An 18,114-nucleotide genomic window follows, 5' to 3' on the forward strand; every position below is an offset into this window, starting at 1 on the left:
CCATATGGCCAACCCACCCAACCGGCCCGAGGAGCTGGCGTCGGTGCCCCTCGGAGTTCCTTCAGATCACCTCGGCTGTCTCCGCCGAACCCTTGCGCTCCAGCTTGGAGTGCGTGCGCGAGTAGGCGAAGTACACCGCGAGTCCGACGACCAGCCAGACCGCGAACCGCGCCCAGGTCTCCCACGGCAGCGACCAGATCAGGTACAGCGAGAAGCCGATGCCGATCAGCGGGACCACCGGCATGAACGGCAGCTTGAACTCCCGCGGCTCATCGGGCCTGGTGCGTCGCAGCACGATCACGGCGATCGAGACGACAATGAAGGCCATCAGGATGCCGATGTTGGTGAGCTCGGCGACCACGGTGATATCGAGCAGACCGGCCATCACCGCGGCGCCGATACCGACGATCCAGGTCACCCTGGTCGGCACCTTGCGCACCGGATGCGTCTTGGCGAACCACTCGGGCAGCAGCCCGTCCCGGCTCATCGCGTACCAGACGCGGGTGACGCCGAGCATGAAGGTGAGCACCACGGTGACGATGCCGACGATGGCGCCGATCGCGATGATGTTCGCGATGCCGGGCATGCCGACCGATTCGAAGGCGGTGGAGAAACCGCTCGTCGGGCTGATCTCGGTGTACTTCTGCATACCGGTGAGCACCAGCGTGGCCAGCACGTAGAGCACCATCGCGATGGCCAGCGAGTAGAGGATGGCCTTCGGCAGGTGCTTCTTGCCGTCGGTCGACTCCTCGGCGGCCGTGCTCATCGCGTCGTAGCCGAACACCGCGAAGAACACGGTGGCCGCGCCGGTCCACACCGCGGCGCCGCCGAACGGGAAGTACGGGGTGTAGTTCGAGCTGTCGATGTGGAAGACACCGAGCACGATGATCAGCACGACCAAGGCGACCTTGATAGCCACCGCGACGGCCTCGAATCGGCCGACGCTGCGGATGCCGCGCGACAGCAGCCATGCGGTACCGAGGCAGAACAGCATTGCGAACACGTCGACCACATGGCCGTCGCCGGTGCCGCTGGCACCCAGCATCCAGTTGGGCAGATCGATGTTCACCTGCTCGAGCAGGAACTTGAAGTAGCCGGAGACGCCGATGGCGACCACCGCCGCCACGGCGATGTACTCCAGCAGCAGATCCCAGCCGATGAACCAGCCCGCGAGCTCGCCCAGCGACACGTAGCCGTAGGTGTAGGCGGAACCGGCCTTCGGCACCATGCCGGCGAACTCGGCGTAACAGAGCGCGGCGGCGGCGCTGGCGACACCGGCGATCAGGAACGAGATCAGCACCGAGGGACCGGTGACGGAGTTGGCTACCGCGCCGGCGAGGGTGAAGATACCCGCGCCGATGATGCCGCCGACGCCGATCGCCGTGAGCTGCCACAGGCCGAGCGACCGGGCCAGCTGCTCATCGGCAGGGCTGTCGTCATCGATCTGCCCCATGGGTTTGCGGCGCAGCATTTGACTGCGCAACTCCGCAATGGACATGTGCTTCCTTTCGTCCTCCGCGCTCCGCAACGATGCGTAACGCAGATCACACACTTCGAGCTGTGGTTACTAAATACGACCACAGCGCGACTGTGATCGGCGAGTTGGCCAAATATTGTTCAGCGTGCTTGGCCAACCGGACGGGCGCGGTGCGACCGCGCCGCCCGTCAGCGCTGACTACCGGGTTTCAGCGAGCGCAAGAAGAACGCCACATTGGCCGGACGCTCGGCCAGCCTGCGCATGAAGTAGCCGTACCACTGGTCGCCGTAGGGCACGTAGACACGCAGATGGTTGCCCTCGTCGACCAGCCTGCGCTGCTCGGCGTCGCGGATGCCGTACAGCATCTGGAACTCGAACTCGTCGGGTTTGCGATGCGTTGTCTCGACGCAGTTGCGCGCGGCCTCGATGAGCGCCGGATCGTGCGTGGCGACCATCGGGTAGCCGTCGCCGAGCATCAGCAGGCGCAGGCAACGCAGGTAGGACTCATCGACGTCGGCCCGGCTCTGGAACGCGACGGAAGCCGGTTCCTTGTAGGCGCCCTTGCACAGCCGGATCCGGGAGCCGGGGCCCGACAGATCGCGGCAGTCACCCTCGGTGCGGCGCAGGTAGGCCTGCAGGACCGTGCCGAGAGTGGGGAAGTCGGCCCGCAGTTCACCCACGATGCCCAGGGTGGAGTCGGTGGTCGTGTGGTCCTCGGCGTCGACGTTCACCCAGACGCCGGCCTCTTGGGCCGCCGCGCAGATTCGGTGCGCATGCTCCAGTGCGATCGCGTGCCCGTCCCGAGGCAGCGACTGGCCGAGCGCCGACAGCTTGAGTGAAACCTCCAGCGGCCGCACAGATTCTGTGTCCGCAGTGACATCGAGTCGAGCCAGTGCGGACAGCATGTGCAGGTAGTGCGTGACCGTGGTGCGGGCCTGCTCGATCTCGGTAGTGTCCTCACCGAGATAGTCGATGGTGACGTAGCGGCCGGAGCCGAGCAGGGTTTCGACCGCGGCCACCGCCTGGTCCGCGGAGTCGCCCGCGACGAATCGATCGACCAGCTTCTTGGTCGTCGGCATCCTGGTGATGGTGCGCTCCATGCGCGGCGAACGGGACGCGGCCAGCATGGCGGGCCGCAGCAGAGCGGAGAAGGCCATCAGAGCTCCTGGTGCGGGTAGCGGTGATCGGTGGCCGGGACGAACGTTTCCTTGATGGTGCGGGCGGAGGTCCAGCGCAGCAGGTTCTGTGCCGAGCCTGCCTTGTCATTGGTGCCGGAGGCGCGCGACCCGCCGAAGGGCTGCTGGCCGACGACGGCGCCGGTGGGCTTGTCGTTGATGTAGAAGTTGCCCGCCGCGAAACGCAGGCCCTCGGTGGCGGTGGCGATCGCCGCGCGGTCGTCGGCGATGATCGCGCCGGTCAGCGCGTAGGGCGAACCCTTGTCGACCAGGTCGAGGGTCTGCTCGAAGGAGCCGCGGGCCGAGTCGTCGTAGACGTGCACGGACAGGATCGGGCCGAAGTACTCGGTGTGGAACGCCTCGTCGGTGGGGTCCTCGCCGAGCAGGACGGTCGGGTCGACGAAGTAGCCGACCGAATCGTCGGCGTGCCCGCCCGCGGCGATCGACAGACCCGGGGTGGCCTTCGCACGAGCGATGGCCTCGGCGTTCTTGTCGAAGGCGCGCTTGTCGATCAGCGCGCCGCCGTAGTGGCTGAAATCGGTGACGTCGCCATAGCTCAGGGTGGCGACCTTGTCGAGGAAATCGCGGCCCATCTTGGCCCACACCGACTTCGGGATGAACGCGCGGGAGGCGGCCGAGCACTTCTGGCCCTGGTAGTCGAACGCACCGCGGATCAGGGCGGTGGTCAGCACGTCGGGATCGGCGGAGCTGTGCGCGACGACGAAGTCCTTGCCGCCGGTCTCGCCGACCAGACGGGGGTAGGCGTTGTAGTCGGCGATATTCGCGGCGACCGAGCGCCACAGGTGCTGGAACGTCGCGGTGGAGCCGGTGAAGTGGATGCCGGCCAGTCGACGGTCGGCGAGGGCGACATCCGAGACCTTCGGTCCCGCGCCGTTCACCAGGTTGATCACACCGGGCGGCAGGCCGGCGGCCTCGAGCAGTTTCATCGTCCAGTACGCGGCGACCGACTGGGTCATCGCCGGCTTCCAGACCACGGTGTTGCCCATCAGCGCGGGGGCGGTCGGCAGGTTGCCCGCGATGGCGGTGAAGTTGAACGGGGTGATCGCGTAGACGAAACCGTCCAGCGGGCGGTACTCGACCTTGTTCCACACGCCAGGGGAGGAGATCGGCTGATCGGTGAGGATCTGGCGCGCGAAATGCACGTTGAAGCGCCAGAAGTCGACGAGCTCGCACGGGCTGTCGATCTCGGCCTGGTACGCCGTTTTCGACTGGCCGAGCATGGTTGCGGCGGCGATGGTTTCGCGCCACGGTCCAGCCAGCAGATCCGCGGCGCGCAGGAACACCGCGGCTCGGTCCTCGAACGACAGCGCGCGCCAGGCGGGTGCGGCGGCGGTGGCCGCGGCGATCGCGTCCTCGACGTCGCTGGGCTTCGCGGTGGTGAGGGTGCCGAGCACGGCGGCGTGCTTGTGCGGCTGCACAACGTTGATCGTCTTGCCCGAACTGCGCCGGTGCTCACCGCCGATGACGTGGTGCACCTCGGTCTGGGTCGCGCCGAGTTCGGCCAGTTTCGCCTGCAACCGTGTACGTTCCGCACTACCGGGGGCGAAGGTGCCGACCGGCTCGTTCACCGGCCGCGGTGTGGACACGATGGCGTCCATGGTTCCTCCTGCTGGATGTGGCACTTGTGAGGTCAGCCGAAGTCAACACCGGAAAAGGTCCCGGGAAATGGGCCGAAAGGACAAAGATGGGATGAGTGTGTTGTCGAGTTGGCCGAAAGGCGTAGACGTGGCTGTTGATAGTGGGCTTGTTGCCGCGGACATCGACCTGTTCGGTTTGGCGCAGATCGTTGCGCAGAATGCCGGTGGCATGGTGTCGATCGAAGACCCGCAGTCTCATGTGCTGGCGTATTCGGCCTCCGATGAGGCGGCCGATCAAATGCGGGTGATGTCGATCTTGGGTAGAGAAGGGCCGCGCGAATACTTGGCGGTCCTGCGGAAGTGGGGAGTATTCGACCGGCTGCGACGGACCGACGAGGTCATCGATGTGCCGGAGCACGAGGAGCTGAACATCAAGCGCAGGCTCGCGGTGAGCATCCGGCATCCCGCCGACGGTGCCGCGCGGGCGCCGCGGGTGCTCGGCACGATCTGGCTGCAGCAGGGTGCTCGGCCGTTCAAGCCGGACGCGGCGGAGATTCTGCGGGGTGCCTCGGCCATCGCGGGCCGTCTTATTTCGCGCAGCCTCGACGCGCCGTCCACCGAAGCGTTGCTCGTGCAACGGCTTTTCGGTGAGGGCGGGTCCGTCGATGTCGCGTCTGTGGCGAGTGCGCTGAACCTGCCGATGACCGGGCCTGCCGCAGTGGTCGGCTTCGCGCTCACCGCCACCGAGAGCGCGCCCGCCACTGAACCTTCCGCGCTGGGCAGCATGCTTCGCCTGCGCGCCAGTTCATTTCGCAACGACTCGGTGACGGCCACCCTCGGCGAACGGGTGTATGTGCTGTTGCCGAGTTACAAAGCCGCGCACGCCGTTACGGCGTGGACGCGCCAGCTGGTCGAGCAGCTCGAATCCAAACGGGGGCTGGCGCTTCGCGCGGCCATCGCCTGCCCGGTGCCCGACCTGAGCAGCGTCGCCGGGGCCAGGCGCGAGGTCGACCGGGTCCTCGACAGCACCATTGCCACCTACCCCCGCGGCCGGGTCACCACCCTGGCCGAATCTCGCACCGCGGTGCTGCTCGGCGAAATCCTCGACCTCGTCGGTACCCGCTCCGAACTGCATGACCCGCGCTTGCGGACCCTCTCCGAGTACGACCGTAAACATTCGGCGAGTCTGCGGGAAAGCGTCGACATCTACCTGCGCGAACACGGCGATGTTCGCAACGCCGCCACCGCACTTCAGGTCCACCCGAACACGTTGCGCTACCGCATTCGTCGCGTCGAGGAGATCCTCCGCATCGACCTCACCGACCCTGCCGACCGGCTACTGCTGGAAATCCAGCTCGCCCTGCACCGTCGTGAACACGGTCGAGAAGGCGGGGCCTCGACTCGCTGATCGGAGGTGATTCGACGTGCGCGAGTTGCCGCGCATGGCCAAGGGCCAGTATTTCGAGGCCCTGCTGGGTGTTTCGCTGGATGCGGAGTTGCTCGATCGAGCGCTGACGCACCGTTCGTTCGGGCACGAGCATGACGTGCCGCACAACGAGCGACTGGAGTTCGTGGGCAGCGCAAGCGTAGGTGTCGTGGTCGTCGAGGCGCTGTACGGTCGGCATCCGGATCTGCACGAGCGGGAGCTGTCCAGGCTGCGGCTGGCGATCGTCAATGAGCACGCGATCGCCGAGGTTGCCCGCCATCTCACCCCGGGTGGGTTCGGCCGTTATCTGCGACTCGGGCGCGGCGAGGCGGCGACGGGCGGGCGCGACAAAGACATCATTCTTGCCGGCGCGCTGAAGGCGGTCATCGGGGCGGTGCAGGCGCAGTTCGGATATAGCGTCAGCCATGCGCTCGTGCTCCGCTTGTTCGAGTCGGCGATCGAGGATGCCGGACGTGGCGGACCGGGGCCGGGGCCGGACTGGAAGACGAGCCTGCAGGAGTTCACCTCGATGCAGGGGCTCGGAGTGCCGGAATACGTTGTGCAGCAGCAGGATGCAGTCCGTGAGCAGCGGTTTGCCGCCACCGTCGGCGTCGGTGGAGCGATGTTCGGCCCGGCGCACGGGCGGAGTAAGAAAGAGGCGCAACAGCGGGCTGCTCAGCTGGCGTGGAGCACGTTGACGCAGAATTCGAGCGAGAAGAACGGTGTGCCGGACAGTGGTTCCGGCGCGCGGGAATCGCGCGGGTAGACGGCTGCGGCGAGCTTGCCTCGCGATGGGCGCGATGCAATACTCGGGGAGTCCTCACCACCTGGTTTTCCCCCATGGGAGTGGGCGTCTGATCCGACGGTCCGTCCACTGTTGTAGGGGATTATCGCAGCTGGTGTTGTTCTTCGTTATGCCAGGAGAACAACGCCATGTCTGCGCCCATGGTTCTGCTGTCCATCACTCCGCTGACACTGTTTGCCGTCGCCGCTCTCATTCGGCGCGGTAGCGAATCCGTCGCGATCGTTCTCGCCACTATCGCGGCTATCTATACCAGCGATGCCGAGCGTGGCCGCCGTGCGCTAGCGGCCCTGCGAATACTGCTTCAGGAGAAGCGAAATCGGCATTCACTCACTAGGCGGTCAGATCGGGGGAACTAGCACTTTCCCTTGGCCGCGTCCCGGATTCCGGCAATGGTCGACTGGCGGTCCGCTTCGCTGAGAGTCGACCATTGCGGGGACTGGGGGAGTAGCGCGATTGTGTCCTCTGCCGTCCTGTTCGCGGACTCCTCGCTGGCGGCCTTCAACTTGCTCAATACCGGCAGGTAGTTCTCGCACGTCTTACCCCGCACCACGTCGTTCGCCGCGGTTGTGGGCGCGGCATCGGTGCTTGTCGTAGAACTACACGCCGACAACGCCAGCGCAACCCCAACGGCCAGCAGGGCAATGCTTTTCATCACGATCTCCTCATCAGAAGGGGGAGCCCCTCCCCGCCCCTACCGCCCTCGTCCACGCGACAGCGGGCTCGCTGCTCGTTCAGTGCGCGACCGTCGCAGAGTCGGTCTGTCGCACGTCGAATGTTCAGGGGACAGACACCGTAGCCGCTGGTTGCCAGACTCGGGTGAATACACGACAGCGGGTCTAGGCGGCGCGGAGAACCACCTCTACACCCCGCGACACGGTGGGAGCGAATATGGCCGACGAGAAGATCTGGCTCGAACGCGAGATCAAGCGGTTGGAAAGCGAGTCGGCGCGGTTGGAAGGTTGCGTACGGCAGCGTCGTGCTGAGGTTCATCGAGCGAGCACCTCCCGCGACAGCCAACATGCGCAGGGACAGTTGGCGAAAGCGGAGGCCGACCTGCGAAACACGAAAACTGCGCTTGCGAGTTACCGGCAGAACCTGCGCCGATACTGATAGGTCGCAAGGGGTTTGAGTGTTTCCCCTTGCTGTGTTCAGGCCTTCAGCAAGCGGTACACGATGAAGGTCGGCACTCCGACGAGTCCAGCAAGTTCGTCGGGCCAGCGTTCGAGCGCCTCGGTGCTCGGTTGAGGTTCGGCTACTCGGTCAACGACAAAGCCAGCCCGGCTGAAGTCCGTGATGACAGCAGACAGCGGGCGGCGCCAGAAGTGTTGGGTGACTTCGACGCCGTTCTTGGTCCAGGTATCGCTGACGAGTTCGGTATCGAAATACCCGCCATGTTGGGTCGGCAGCGCTGGCCCGAACGGATGATCTGCGGACAGCACCATCCAACCTCCCGGACGTAGTGCAGACGCGAACGATCGCAGCGGAATCGTCCAGTCACGTAGGTAGTGCAGCGTGAGCGAGCATGTGATTCCGTCGAACGAATTCGGTTCGACCGGAAGTGGTTCGGCCAGATCGGCCACAAAGAAGCGGCCACCACGCCCTGCACACCGCCGGTCGGCCTCTTCGACCATTCGTGGACTTACGTCGACTCCGGTCACTTCCGCACCAGCATCGAGCAGCCACTCGCATTGTGCGCCGGAGCCACAGCCGGCGTCGAGGACTGCCGCCCCGTCCAAAGGGGTGGGCACCAATGCACGGACAGCCGGCCGTTCCAGTCCTCCGTTGAAGGGCCCCGCGTCGGTCGCGGATGACCACACCGGTGCCAAGCGGTCGTACTCCGCACGGGTGTGGCGGGCATGCGCAACTGGGTCGGATGACAGGGCTGTACTGGACGACAGAGCCGGATCGCACGGCATATCCGAAGACATGGGGACATCATGACAGTCCGGTCGTCCCGGCTGGCGTCGCACTGACGCCAGCCCCGAGCGGCTCACGCAGCGCCGATCAACCGCTGTTCTTGCCGCGTCCGCTCATGCTTTGCATTCTCCTCGTGCTGTTTTCGCTCATAAATACGCGAGAGCGCTTCGGCGAGGAGTTCGCCCGGGCGGTGACGATTGTTGATTTGGGGCCGTCCACTGGGATTGATGTGTGGTGGTCCGATCCACGCGACCCGCCCGGGATGCGCCGATTCCGGTCCGAGGACCACCGTTTTCCAGCCGCCCGGGCCGTCATGAACCAACGCATGGCACTGGTCGCAAGCCAGCGTCTCGTTGCCGATATCGGTCGGCCCACCCTTGTTCCAGTCTGTGACGTGGTGAATGGCGCACACACTCGCAGGAGCATCACAACCGGGACGCGAGCAGCCGCGTACGGCAGCGATCAACGCCAATCGCTGTGCGGCGGAAGCCAAACGTTTGGTGCGTCCTAGATGCAACGGCAGACCGTCGGTGTCGAACACCATCAAGAACGGCTCCGACTCCGCAGCCAGTTTCAGTGCCTCGCTGATCGGAACCATGCCGCCGGTCGCGGTGGTCGCGACCCCGGCGGCTTTCTCGACATCCGCGATGTTCATCGTCAAGATCGTCGAAACCGGAAGTCCGCGATGCGCTCCCAGCTTCTCCGGCGCGACACAGTGCCGCAGCAACGCGAGCAACCCGTCGTGGGTGCGTTGCGCAGCGCTGCGCGCGTCGCGCCGAGCGGCGGCAGCAAGTTGATCTTGATCCACGAACCCGTCTTCTCCCGAGGGGCTTTCGGGATCATCCGGGTTGTTCATGCCGGGTCGGGCGAGTTTCGCCATGCAAGGGTCCAGCAGTGCCCGCAGCGTCGGGGTTATTTCACCCTTGATCGGCGACATCCCGTCCGCACGCTGACGGCCGATGGTGATCCCCCGCATGCGGGCCCGGTCGGTATCGTCGGTGCGTTCCCCGTCCGGGTCCAGGTAGGCAAGAACAGCCTCGCCGACCTTGCCGATGTCATCGGGCGACCCGGTCCGGGCGAAGTCCGCCAGAAGTTGTTCTGCAGCTTCGAATTCCGCATTCGCCGTCGAACCCGGCACGCGCTTCATCACCGCTGCGATCTGACGCGCATGGTCAGCCGAGATCTCACCGTCGACTTGCGCGGCGGCGGTGCTCGGCAAGCGCGGTGCCCGCACCTCGCCGGCCATGTCATGCCACGACCCGAGCGACAACGCCGCAGCTACCCGTGCGCCCGCCTCAGCGTTGGAAAGGCGCAGCGTGTGCATCAGAAACTTCTTAGCGGTGCCGGTTCCCGTCTGGCTGGGCAGGTTTCGGTCCGAGGCTTCCACGATCAGCCGATGCCCGACCGCCACCAGCCTCCGAGTGGCCTGCTCGACATCACACAACAACTCGATGATCTTGTCGTCCGACATGGCGGTCAACGGCCGTTCGAGAAGGTCGGCAACAGCACCCAGCAGCGGATCAGCGACCCGCCCCTGATGCTCTTCACCGCTCGAACTCATGTACTAGACCCTATCGACCCGAGCCGAAGAGGTCCATAGAAAACCGCATCTGATCTGCGGTTTTTCACAAAATGCGTGTGAACACCCCAGCGCCGCCGACCTATTCCCCATTTCGACTGGGGAGCGACGATAGCGGCCTGCCGTGCAATGCTTCGATGGATGTTCGGAAAGTGGTGGCAGACAGCACGGACGATGCGAAGGTCCGGTCCGATTACCGGATCTTTGGTACTAGCCGCCGGTTTGATGATTTCGAGTTCGGCGGCGCAGACCACGGCGCGACCGGATACGCCGGAGGAGTCCGCGCTCACCGTCACCCTGCCTGATCCAACACTCGACCAATCGGTCGAACTCCCGCAGACCGACCTGGGTACTGACACCGGCGACCTCGGCGAAACCGGCACGGGCACAACCGAAGAAGACCCGCTGGCCCTCGACCCACCCATCGAGCCGCTGGATTCCATACCGTCGACAGATCCGCTGGACTCGACGCCGATCGAACCGGTGGACTCGACGCCGATCGAACCCGTGGACCCGGCGCCACCCATCGATCCCGTGGCGACGTCCACCGATCCGCTGGACGCCGCGTCCACAACAGAGGTGCCGACGACCACAGACCCGCCCTCTTCGACCACAACAGAGACGCAGACACCCACGACCACAACAGAATTCCCGAGAATCCCCTTGGAGCTGTCGATCGAGGTGACGATCGACATCCAAGGCAGGCCGGTCCCGTGCGCCACCTGCCCACCGCTGCCCACCTCATCGACTCCCCGTCAGTCAGACCTCTGCCGGTCTACCTCGCCACAGCTGACAACGCAGCGTCCCACCACATCACCATCGACGACTACCACCACACCGCCCCGAACCTCGACCACGACAACAAGATCCACTACGAAGCAGTCGATCGAGTCCGGCCGCACGACGACACCGACAACTAGCCGGACCGTAACCTGCCACCCCACGCCGACGACTACCTCGACAACCAGCCCGTCCCGAACACCCACTGTCACAACAAGTCCCACCCGAACACTGCAATCCACCCCACAGTCGACCCAACCCACCACGCCACGCCGGTGACCTCCCACCCGCCGAACGGCCCGCAGTACAAGACCGCGGGCCGTCGCATCAATTGCGGGACAAAAACATTCAGCAGCTGAACGCGTAGGTCGTACCAGCCGACGTAGCAATGCCGGTCCGAGTGTCGACCACAATCACCGTCGCCGCACGATCCCGCGGGATCTGGCAGCGTACATCGGCCAGCGCCGCGGTCTCCCTGGGCAAGTTGCCGTTTCCATCGGTTTGCCGATCGCCGAGCGCCCGCAAACCATTGGTGTTCACCCCCGCCGCATAGAACTCCAGGCGGGCGTTCGGCGACAGCCCACTGGCCTTGTCCACGAAGAGCCAGCCACCGAGCTGATGCTTCTGCGTGCGCACATGCACCTTCCCAGCCGGCAACTGCGACGCGTCGGCGAAATGCTGTGCGCCCTCGCTGTTCTGGGCCCGAGCGCGGTCCCGGCGGTCGGGTGTCACGCAGACATGGTCGGCAGGCCGCGTCTCCCGCCAGACGAACCCTTGTTTACAAGTATCCGGACCGTAGGCGCCACCGTTCGGCGAACGCCGGGCACCGGCCTGAGCGTTCTCGGCGTACGCGGTGTCCCGGTCGCCGGGGCGCACGCACACGGTGTCGCCGTTGTAGGCATCTCGCCAGACGAATCCTTGCTGGCAGGTGTAGGGCCCGTAGGGCAGCGCGGACGCCGGCGCGGGGAGGAGGGCGCCGAAACCGGCCACCGCCGCGATTCCCAGCGCGATGGGCAGTACGCGCAGGGGGCGAGGTACGGAGGTGCGGAACATATCGTGGTCCTTTCAGGCATTGACCAGCCGGTTTCGGCTGAGAACCACTGTCGCCGCACCCACCAACGGCCCACTAACGACGCACCAACGGCTGACCTCAGTCCGGCGGCACCAGGGTGAAGGTCAGCGCGTAATCCCCGATCCGGATCACCGCACCGTCGGTGAGCGCGACGCTGTCCACGATGCGCATGCCGTCGACGAAAACTCCGTTCGAGGACAGCAGATCCTTGATCACATAGGTGAGCCCGTTGTGCAGGATCGCCGCGTGGTGCCTGCTGACCTTGCCGTGTTCGAGCACGATGTCGTTGTCCGGCAGCCGCCCGATCCGGGTGATCGTGCCCATGATCGCGTAGGTGTCGCCGGAGCGTTCGCGCAGCAGTGCCGTCGGCCCGCCGGAGCTCTGATCGACGATGGTCGTCGCACGCAACGAGGCCACGGCGGCTTTCGCGCGAATGTCCACAGGTTCCTGCCGGAGGATGCGCCCCTCCAGCTCTCGGATGGGCAGGCTGGGGTCGATGCCGAGCTCATCGGCGAGGCTGGCCCGCAACCGGCGCGCCGCGTCGAGTGCGTCGGACTGGCGCCCGTCCACATACAACGCGGTGATCAGCTGCTCCCACAGCGGTTCGCGCAGCGGGTACTCCGCCGCCAGCAGCGCGAGCTCGGAGACGACGGCCTCCGCTCGCCCCTCCGCGATATCGGCCTCCGCCCGCGCTTCGATGGCACTGAGCCGATCGTTGTCGAGCGCCGCCGCATAGGAGTCGGCGAAACCGAGCCCGCGCAGATCCGCCAGCACCGGCCCGCGCCATTGGCCGAGCGCGCTGGACAGCAACTCGCTGGCAGTCCGGAAACGCCCCGCACTCAGCGCCCGCACACCGGCCTCTTTGCGCACCCGGAACCGCTGCACATCACTGGCTCCGTCGGCCACCGCGACCCGGTAGCCCGAACCCACCTGAGCGAGTATCGTGCGCGCGTCGAGTCCATTGTCGCGCAACGGCTTCCGCAGATTCGACACGATCGTGTGCAGACTCACCTTGATGTCCGGCGGCGGGTTGTCCTCCCACACCGCCTGCGCCAGCGCCTCCACCGACACCGGCCGATTGGCGTTGCACACCAGATACGCCAGTACCGCCCGCTGTTTCGGACCACCGAGGGACTGCCCGACCCCGTCGATCGTCAGTTCCACCGCGCCGAGCACGCCGAACCGCGCGCGAGTTTCGGGCATAGCGGCACTCCTCACGACGTGACACCGTCCACACGTCGCCTGTGAGCGTACCGAGCCAACCTGGCCGGCAGAGCGGCAATCACGCAAGAAACGCGCGTCCCGATACCCTTCCGTGCGCGGTGTTATGCCTGGCCCGCAACGTTTTCCGGCGCCACCCGGAGCATCGGGGGCTTGCTCTCCGGTGTCCGATCGGGGATGCTGGATGGTCACGGGATTCGCGATAGCACACTCCACCTCGCGACCGGGGCCGGTTCACCTGCCCGCAACGGTCCCGGCAACATCTGTGCGATCGCGGTTCATCCGGGGTTACCCGACGCCGCTTACCTTTCGGGGTACGCGGAAAAGGAGCCGGCGGCATGGAGTTCCGACATCTGGTTTCATTCATCACGATTGCCGAAGAGCTACATTTCGGCCGCGCAGCGCAGCGCTTGCATCTCACTCAGCCCAGTCTCAGTGCCCAGCTGCAGAAGCTGGAGAAGTCGTTGGGCGTGCAACTGGTCGCACGCAACTCGCACGAGGTCAAGCTGACCCCGGCGGGCCGGGAATTCGAGAGTCAAGCCCGGATCATCGTGGCCCAGATGGACCGGGCCGCCCAGGTCGCGAAGGCGACCGCGGAGGGGCGCGCAGGCACCCTCAACATCGGTTACAACCTGCCCGCCAGCAGACATGTGCTGCCGGACGCGTTGATCAAGATGACCGAGCAACACCCCGATATCGTGGTGTCGCTGTGGGAGAAACGCACCGGGCCGCAGCTCGCTGCGCTCGCCGACGGCTCACTCGACCTGGCACTGGTGTACGGCCACCCGAGCACCACGGATTTCCGGTATCGCCGGCTGCTGCACCGGGTCCCGCTGGTGGCGGTTGTCGGCCGACGACATAGGTGGGCCGACCGGCCCGGCGTGCCGTTCGCCGAACTGGAAGGCCAGGAATGTGTGCTGTTCGCTCGCGAACAGTGTCCGGCCATGTACGACTCCATCTTCCGTGCGGCCGCGGACACCAGGATCACCCTCTCGGTCGCGCAGACCGCGGACGATCCCGGCGCGACCGCGCACATGGTTTCGGTGCGCCCGCTGGTCGGCTTCGCTTCGCTACCGCGGGCGATTTCGATGGGTATGGGTGCGCCGGGCAGCAGCTCGGTGGCGGTCAAATTGCTCGATCCGGTGCCCACCTTGGATTTGTTCGCGGTGTGGCGTGCGGACGAGACCAATCCGGCGGTATCGCTTTTCCTGGAGTGCGTGGCATCCCCGGAACCGGCACGCATCGATATTGCCCGCGCGTTGTCGGCCTAGTCTCGTCGATAGGCCATGACATTCGCGCGGTAGGAACCGCGATATCGTCCGGACGGTAATTCGGTGCGGGCGACCACAATTCAACATTGTGAACACACTGTCTGTCACCGCGGTGTCCAGCACCGAGAATGGAATCGACCTTCCGGACGACGCGAGTTTGTACTCGGTGATTTCCGGTGCGGCCGCCGAACACCCGCAGCGACTTTCGCTGTGCGGCGCGGACGGAACGCAACTCACCTGTGCCGATGTCGACCGGCAATCCCGCGCGTTGGCCTCGGCGCTGGCGGCACGCGGCGTGGCGGCGGGGGATCGGGTCGCGATCCTCGGCCGCACCAGCTTGGAGTGGGCGCTGCTCGACGGCGCGCTGCTCGCCCTCGGCGCCGTCGTGGTTCCGGTATACCCGACCTCCTCGGCGTCGCAGATCGAGCACATCCTCACCGACAGCGGCAGCGCGTTCTTCGCCGCCGAGGACGAGACCGACGCGGTGCGACTGAAAGCGGCGGGCGCGGGGGAGGTGTGGACGTTCGCCCAACTCGCCACCTGGGCCGCCGGTGCGGTAGACCCCGATCTCGCCGACCGCATCGCCGCGGTGCGCGCCGACGACCTCGCCATGATCGTCTACACCAGCGGCACCACCGGAGTCTCCAAGGGCTGCCTGATCACCCACCGCAACATGTTCGTCTCCTCTGTCAACACGGTGCGCCAGACCGGCGCCATGTTCGACGGCACGACCGTGCTCGCCCTGCCGCTATCGCACGTGTTCGGCCAGACCATCCTGTTCGCCTGCCTGGCGGGCGGCAGCCGCACCCATCTGCTGCCCGGCATTCCCGACCTGGTCCCGGTGCTGCCGACGCTGCGCCCGACCTTCCTGGCGCTGATCCCGTTCGGGCTGGAGAAGATTCGCAAATACTGCCGCACCATGCTGTCCGGCACCGAGGAGCAGGAGGCCGTGGCGCGCGGCCTGGACGTCCTGCGCGGGCAGGGCACCCTCGAGCCGTCCGACCATCCGGTCGCGGCCGCGCTCGGCGGCAGACTGCGCCACGTCATCTCCGGCGGCGCGTCGCTCGACGATTCGACCACCGGCTTCTACGCGGGCTGCGGTGTGCTGTTGCTGAACTGCTACGGCCTCACCGAGGCAGCGACCGCGGTGACCGTCAGCGAACCGGAGACCAACCGCCTCGGCACGGTAGGTAGGCCGATCCCCGGCACATCGGTGGCGATCGCCGAGACCGACGGTGAGGTGCTGGTGGCGGGCCCGCATGTCTCGCCGGGCTATTGGGGCGCGGCGGCCGACCAGTCCGTCGTCGACGCGCAAGGCTGGCTGCACACCGGCGACATCGGCGAACTCGACGCCGAAGGTCACCTGCGCATCACCGGCCGCAAGAAGGAGATCCTGGTGACCTCTGGCGGCAAGAACGTCGCGCCCGCACCGCTGGAAGACCGGGTGCGGCTACACCCGTTGGTGAGCAACTGCATGGTCATCGGCGACGGCCGCGACTTCGTCACCGCGCTGGTGACCCTGGATCCGATTCAGGTGCTGCGCTGGCGTGACAATGCCGCCGACCGTGATCTCACCGCCGCCATCCAGTCCGCGATCGACGACGCGAATTCCCTTGTCTCCCGGCCCGAGTCCATTCGAGCATTCCGCATCGTAGACGGTGATTTCACCGTCGAGGACGGATTGTTGACTTCCTCACGGAAACTGCGCCGGGCCGCCATCGCGGCGGCGTATGCGGCCGATATCGATTTCCTCTACCGGTCGCGCCAACCCGCGTTATAGCGCTACCCGATCGGGTGCGGACTGCGTAGATAGCCCACGCCGATCGCCCGATGAATTACGGCTGCCTCCGGTGGTTTTCCCCCTGGGTCGGCCACAGACTCGATTTCAGTATTCGACTACCGGAAAGTGATGCCACCATGTACGACGTCATTGTTGTCGGAACTCGGGTCGCGGGTGCTCCGCTGGCCATGCTGCTCGCCAGGCAGGGCTACCGGGTCCTCGCCGTGGACCGGGCGACCTTCCCCAGCGACACCCCCTCGACCCACTACATCCACCAGGCCGGCCTCGGGCTGCTGCAGTCGTGGGGCCTGCTCGACGAGGTGGTGGCGTCGGGCACCCCGCCGATCCGTCACCTGAACTTCTCCTACACCGACATCGTCATCAAGGGCTTCGCCGATGTGTCGGCCGACGGCATCGACGCCGTGTACTGCCCGCGCCGCACCGTGCTGGACAAGATCCTGGTGGACGCCGCCGGTAACGCGGGCGCCGAGGTGATCAACGGATTCACCGTCAACGAACTGGTTTTCGACGGCGACCAGGTGGTCGGCCTGCGCGGCCAGGTCGGCGACGGCGCCGAGCAGGAGTTCCGCGCCAAGCTGGTGATCGGGGCCGACGGCGCCAACTCGACGGTCGCGAAGGCGGTCGGCGCCGAGGTGTACGAGGGGTCCTCGGCGGCGTGCTTCATCTACTACTCCTACTACGACGGCGTCGACTGGGGCATGCAGCACCGCACCGGCTTCGGCGAGCAGCAGTTCGCCGCCTGGCCGACCAATGACGGGCTTTCCCTCGTCGCGGTGATGCGCAAGCGGGACCGGTTCCGTGAGTTCCGCACCGATCCCGACGCGGGCGTACAGGAGATCGTCTCCCAGATCGACCCGGAACTCGGTGCGCGCCTGCAGGATACGGGCAAGCGGGTCGAGCAGTTCCGGCCGATGCTGTACCCAGACAACTACCGCCGCCGCTCGTTCGGTCCCGGTTGGGCGCTCGTCGGTGACGCGGGCTACCACAAGGATCCGTTCACCGGCTGGGGCATCACCGACGCCTTCAAGTCCGCGCAGCTGCTGGCCGACCTGGTGCACCAGGGCCTGTCCGGTGCTCGTCCGATGGCCGAGGTGCTCGCCGAGTACGAGCGCGAGCGCGACACCCAGAGCGCCAGCACTTACGAACTGACGCTGAGCATTTCGGAGCTCACGCTGACGCCGTACTACGACTCGGTGTTCCGCGCCACCAGCTACGACGCCGAGTACACGAAGGGTTTCTTCGGCTTGATCGCCGGCATCTACTCGCCGGAAAAGTACTTCGGCGAGCAGGAGCTGGCCGACCTGTACGAGAAGGTCGACTTCCCCATGGCCGCACGGCATGTCACCAAGGATGGGGTCACCGCATGAGCATCCCCGGCCTGACGGCCTTGGGGGACAGTTTTGTCGAGGGCCGCGGCGACGCCGCGGCCGGGGGCGGCTACCGCGGCTGGGTACCGAGGCTGGGCGGCCAGCTCGGCCTGCGCCCCGCCGCGGTGCGCAACTTCGGCGTGCACGGCGCGACGACCACCGTCGTCGTGGAACAGCAACTGCGCCGGGCTGTTTCGGCCAGAGCCGCGCTCGTCGGCGTGGTCGTCGGCGTGAACGATCTGGTCAGCGACTTCGACGCCGACCGCTTCGAACGCAACCTCGCCACCATCTTCGCAACGCTGCGTTCCAGCGGCGCAACAGTTTTCACCGCCAGCTACCCGGACATCCCGGCCCGGCTGCCGGTCCCGGACAACTTCCGTGCGCTGCTGCGCGCCCGGTTCGACTTCGCCAACACCGTGCTCGCCGATGTCACCGCCGACACCGGCACCCTGCTGCTGGATATCGCGACCCAGCCCGACTGGGCGTCGCCCGAGGTGTGGACCGCCGACGGCCTGCACCCGAGCTCGCTCGGTCACCACCTGTTCGCCGCGGGCGCGGCCGAGCTCATCGCGTCGCGCACCGCGACCACCGTCGCCGCCTGATCTTTCCATCCGGTTCGAGAGGA

General features: G+C 66.3%; 17 protein-coding genes. 8 read left to right on the forward strand and 9 right to left on the reverse strand.

Annotation, left to right across the window (positions count from 1 at the left end; translation table 11 throughout):
• Nucleotides 1-61: 61 nt before the first annotated feature.
• The 3 genes from DBO33_RS18220 to pruA form a co-directional block, all read right to left on the reverse strand.
• Nucleotides 62-1,498: an amino acid permease gene (locus DBO33_RS18220; protein WP_107656117.1), complete on the reverse strand. Its 1,437-nt coding sequence runs from the start codon at nt 1,496-1,498 to the stop codon at nt 62-64.
• A gap of 167 nt (nt 1,499-1,665) precedes the next feature.
• Nucleotides 1,666-2,634, reverse strand: a complete 969-nt coding sequence (locus tag DBO33_RS18225; RefSeq protein ID WP_107656118.1) for a proline dehydrogenase family protein — start codon at nt 2,632-2,634, stop codon at nt 1,666-1,668.
• Nucleotides 2,634-4,271, reverse strand: a complete 1,638-nt coding sequence (gene pruA / locus DBO33_RS18230; protein ID WP_107656119.1) for an L-glutamate gamma-semialdehyde dehydrogenase — start codon at nt 4,269-4,271, stop codon at nt 2,634-2,636. Before pruA ends, DBO33_RS18225 begins: the two co-directional genes overlap by 1 nt.
• A gap of 127 nt (nt 4,272-4,398) precedes the next feature.
• On the opposite strand from pruA, the gene DBO33_RS18235 reads away from it, so the two are divergent.
• Both DBO33_RS18235 and rnc read left to right on the forward strand, forming a co-directional pair.
• Nucleotides 4,399-5,658, forward strand: coding sequence for a PucR family transcriptional regulator (locus DBO33_RS18235; RefSeq protein ID WP_107656120.1), 1,260 nt, complete (start codon nt 4,399-4,401; stop codon nt 5,656-5,658).
• 16 nt (nt 5,659-5,674) lie between these two features.
• Nucleotides 5,675-6,442 (forward strand): ribonuclease III, encoded by a 768-nt coding sequence (rnc, locus tag DBO33_RS18240; protein WP_234390901.1) that lies wholly within the window; start codon nt 5,675-5,677, stop codon nt 6,440-6,442.
• A gap of 391 nt (nt 6,443-6,833) precedes the next feature.
• Here rnc and DBO33_RS18245 read toward each other — a convergent pair whose 3' ends face one another.
• Complete coding sequence (locus DBO33_RS18245; protein WP_107656121.1) at nt 6,834-7,133, reverse strand: hypothetical protein; 300 nt, start codon at nt 7,131-7,133, stop codon at nt 6,834-6,836.
• A 236-nt stretch (nt 7,134-7,369) separates the two neighbouring features.
• Here DBO33_RS18245 and DBO33_RS18250 point away from each other — a divergent pair, with 236 nt between their 5' ends.
• Complete coding sequence (locus DBO33_RS18250; protein ID WP_107656122.1) at nt 7,370-7,591, forward strand: hypothetical protein; 222 nt, start codon at nt 7,370-7,372, stop codon at nt 7,589-7,591.
• A gap of 38 nt (nt 7,592-7,629) precedes the next feature.
• On the opposite strand, the gene DBO33_RS18255 is transcribed toward DBO33_RS18250, so the two are convergent.
• From DBO33_RS18255 to DBO33_RS42865, 3 genes are all read right to left on the reverse strand, one after another.
• Nucleotides 7,630-8,298 (reverse strand): class I SAM-dependent methyltransferase, encoded by a 669-nt coding sequence (locus tag DBO33_RS18255; RefSeq protein WP_234391373.1) that lies wholly within the window; start codon nt 8,296-8,298, stop codon nt 7,630-7,632.
• 173 nt (nt 8,299-8,471) lie between these two features.
• The gene (locus tag DBO33_RS18260) at nt 8,472-9,959 is read right to left on the reverse strand and encodes an HNH endonuclease signature motif containing protein (RefSeq protein ID WP_107656124.1); all 1,488 of its coding nucleotides are present in this window, start codon (nt 9,957-9,959) and stop codon (nt 8,472-8,474) included.
• Nucleotides 9,956-10,672 carry a hypothetical protein gene (locus DBO33_RS42865; protein ID WP_159080348.1) on the reverse strand — a complete coding sequence of 239 codons (717 nt, stop codon included), beginning with the start codon at nt 10,670-10,672 and terminating at the stop codon, nt 9,956-9,958. The genes DBO33_RS18260 and DBO33_RS42865 overlap by 4 nt, the downstream gene beginning before the upstream one ends.
• 18 nt (nt 10,673-10,690) lie before the next feature.
• Between DBO33_RS42865 and DBO33_RS18265 the strand changes: the two genes are divergently transcribed.
• Nucleotides 10,691-10,897 carry a hypothetical protein gene (locus tag DBO33_RS18265; protein ID WP_107656125.1) on the forward strand — a complete coding sequence of 69 codons (207 nt, stop codon included), beginning with the start codon at nt 10,691-10,693 and terminating at the stop codon, nt 10,895-10,897.
• Nucleotides 10,898-11,105: 208 nt separating this feature from the next.
• On the opposite strand, the gene DBO33_RS18270 is transcribed toward DBO33_RS18265, so the two are convergent.
• Nucleotides 11,106-11,810, reverse strand: a complete 705-nt coding sequence (locus DBO33_RS18270) for a hypothetical protein (protein WP_107656126.1) — start codon at nt 11,808-11,810, stop codon at nt 11,106-11,108.
• Between the two features lie 97 nt (nt 11,811-11,907).
• Nucleotides 11,908-13,032 (reverse strand): BTAD domain-containing putative transcriptional regulator, encoded by a 1,125-nt coding sequence (locus DBO33_RS18275; protein ID WP_107656127.1) that lies wholly within the window; start codon nt 13,030-13,032, stop codon nt 11,908-11,910.
• A gap of 356 nt (nt 13,033-13,388) precedes the next feature.
• Here DBO33_RS18275 and DBO33_RS18280 point away from each other — a divergent pair, with 356 nt between their 5' ends.
• The 4 genes from DBO33_RS18280 to DBO33_RS18295 all read left to right on the forward strand — a co-directional run bounded on the left by DBO33_RS18280 (nt 13,389) and on the right by DBO33_RS18295 (nt 18,091).
• The gene (locus DBO33_RS18280; protein ID WP_107656128.1) at nt 13,389-14,321 is read left to right on the forward strand and encodes a LysR family transcriptional regulator; all 933 of its coding nucleotides are present in this window, start codon (nt 13,389-13,391) and stop codon (nt 14,319-14,321) included.
• 88 nt (nt 14,322-14,409) lie between these two features.
• Entirely contained in the window at nt 14,410-16,101 is a 1,692-nt protein-coding gene (locus tag DBO33_RS18285) for an AMP-dependent synthetase/ligase (protein WP_234390903.1), read from the forward strand.
• Between the two features lie 137 nt (nt 16,102-16,238).
• Nucleotides 16,239-17,489: an NAD(P)/FAD-dependent oxidoreductase gene (locus DBO33_RS18290; protein WP_107656129.1), complete on the forward strand. Its 1,251-nt coding sequence runs from the start codon at nt 16,239-16,241 to the stop codon at nt 17,487-17,489.
• Complete coding sequence (locus tag DBO33_RS18295) at nt 17,486-18,091, forward strand: GDSL-type esterase/lipase family protein (RefSeq protein WP_107656130.1); 606 nt, start codon at nt 17,486-17,488, stop codon at nt 18,089-18,091. Before DBO33_RS18290 ends, DBO33_RS18295 begins: the two co-directional genes overlap by 4 nt.
• Nucleotides 18,092-18,114: the final 23 nt, after the last annotated feature.

The sequence above is a fragment of the Nocardia suismassiliense genome, from assembly GCF_900269665.1.
Lineage (GTDB): Bacteria > Actinomycetota > Actinomycetes > Mycobacteriales > Mycobacteriaceae > Nocardia > Nocardia suismassiliense.

What these genes read in the sequence shown, in the direction of transcription:
- DBO33_RS18220 (WP_107656117.1), bottom strand. Translation starts at nt 1,498, where the DNA reads ATGTCCATTGCGGAGTTGCGCAGTCAAATGCTGCGCCGCAAACCCATG.
- DBO33_RS18225 (WP_107656118.1), bottom strand. Translation starts at nt 2,634, where the DNA reads ATGGCCTTCTCCGCTCTGCTGCGGCCCGCCATGCTGGCCGCGTCCCGT.
- pruA (WP_107656119.1), bottom strand. Translation starts at nt 4,271, where the DNA reads ATGGACGCCATCGTGTCCACACCGCGGCCGGTGAACGAGCCGGTCGGC.
- DBO33_RS18245 (WP_107656121.1), bottom strand. Translation starts at nt 7,133, where the DNA reads ATGAAAAGCATTGCCCTGCTGGCCGTTGGGGTTGCGCTGGCGTTGTCG.
- DBO33_RS18250 (WP_107656122.1), top strand. Translation starts at nt 7,370, where the DNA reads ATGGCCGACGAGAAGATCTGGCTCGAACGCGAGATCAAGCGGTTGGAA.
- DBO33_RS18260 (WP_107656124.1), bottom strand. Translation starts at nt 9,959, where the DNA reads ATGAGTTCGAGCGGTGAAGAGCATCAGGGGCGGGTCGCTGATCCGCTG.
- DBO33_RS42865 (WP_159080348.1), bottom strand. Translation starts at nt 10,672, where the DNA reads ATGTCGATCGTCACCTCGATCGACAGCTCCAAGGGGATTCTCGGGAAT.
- DBO33_RS18270 (WP_107656126.1), bottom strand. Translation starts at nt 11,810, where the DNA reads ATGTTCCGCACCTCCGTACCTCGCCCCCTGCGCGTACTGCCCATCGCG.
- DBO33_RS18275 (WP_107656127.1), bottom strand. Translation starts at nt 13,032, where the DNA reads ATGCCCGAAACTCGCGCGCGGTTCGGCGTGCTCGGCGCGGTGGAACTG.
- DBO33_RS18280 (WP_107656128.1), top strand. Translation starts at nt 13,389, where the DNA reads ATGGAGTTCCGACATCTGGTTTCATTCATCACGATTGCCGAAGAGCTA.
- DBO33_RS18290 (WP_107656129.1), top strand. Translation starts at nt 16,239, where the DNA reads ATGTACGACGTCATTGTTGTCGGAACTCGGGTCGCGGGTGCTCCGCTG.
- DBO33_RS18295 (WP_107656130.1), top strand. Translation starts at nt 17,486, where the DNA reads ATGAGCATCCCCGGCCTGACGGCCTTGGGGGACAGTTTTGTCGAGGGC.